Origin of the sequence: Azospirillum sp. ST 5-10 (assembly GCF_051225715.1) — a bacterium.
In the GTDB taxonomy this organism is placed as follows: Bacteria; Pseudomonadota; Alphaproteobacteria; order Azospirillales; family Azospirillaceae; genus Azospirillum.
Genome location: NZ_JBPJSP010000087.1, coordinates 1 through 1133 on the forward strand (window position 1 = coordinate 1; position 1133 = coordinate 1133).

1 protein-coding gene is annotated in these 1133 nt (G+C 72.1%); it reads right to left on the reverse strand.

Translation table 11 applies throughout. The features are described from left to right. Positions 1-1133 (reverse strand): methyl-accepting chemotaxis protein (locus tag ACSBPG_RS31910; RefSeq protein WP_435541288.1); only part of this gene is annotated, 1133 nt, incomplete at both ends.

The following is a 1133-nucleotide window of genomic DNA, read 5'->3' on the forward strand; positions in this document are numbered from 1 at the left end:
GCGCCGGTTTCCGAGGCCGACGCGTTCACGTGGCCCACCGTGTCGGTCACGCTCTGGGTGCCGCGGGCCGCCTGCTGGACGTTGCGGGCGATCTCCTGGGTGGCGGCCGTCTGCTGCTCCACCGCCGAGGCGATGGTGGTGGCGATCTCGTCGATGCGGACGATGGTGCCGCCCACCCCCTTGATGGCCTCGGCGGAGGTGCGCGCCGCCGCCTGCATGCCGGCGATCTGCCGGGCGATGTCCTCGGTCGCCTTGGCGGTCTGGTTGGCCAGGTGCTTGACCTCCGACGCCACCACGGCGAAGCCCTTGCCGGCCTCGCCGGCGCGCGCCGCCTCGATCGTCGCGTTGAGCGCCAGCAGGTTGGTCTGGCTGGCGATCGAGTTGATGAGCTGCACGACGTCGTCGATCTTCTGGGCGGCGTCGACGAGGCCGTTGACGGTGGCGTTGGTGCGCGCCGCCTCCTGCACCGCCTCGCCGGCGATCTGCGAGGACTGGGCGACGCGGCGGCTGATCTCGGCGATGGAGGCGGTGAGCTCCTCCGACGCCGCGGCCACCGTCTGGACGTTGCTCGACGCCTGCTCGGCGGCGGCCGCCATGTCGGTGGAGCGGCGGCTGGTCGCCGTGGCGATCTCCGACATGCGCCGGGCGTCGCCCTGCATGTCGTTCGAGGCGGCGACGGTGCTGTCGACGATGCTCTTGATGCTGCCTTCGAAGGTGTCGGCGAGGCCGTTCAGCAGGGCCCGCTTGCTCTCGCGCTCGGCCGCGGCGTAGGTCTCCAGCAGCACCTCGAGGTCGAGCCAGGTGATCTTCAGCAGCGCTTCGCGCATGGCCGCCCGCTCCGCCGCCCCCCTGTCGGCGAACAGGGCGAAGCGGCGCCCGCCGGTCGCCGTCAGGCCGAGTTCGCGGATGATGCCGTGCGACACCGTGTGGTGGCAGATGGTGACCGCGTAGGCGGGCACGCCGTGGTCGTAGAAGGCACGGGCGAGGCGGTGGGCGGAGTCGACGAAGCCGTCGCCGATCCGTCCGGACACCACCCGCGACCAGTGCTCCACCCGCACCCGGTGGACGTCCGGCTTCTGCAGGGCGGTCATGATCTCGGGCCAGGCGGCGAAGGCGTCGTGCCACTGGGACAG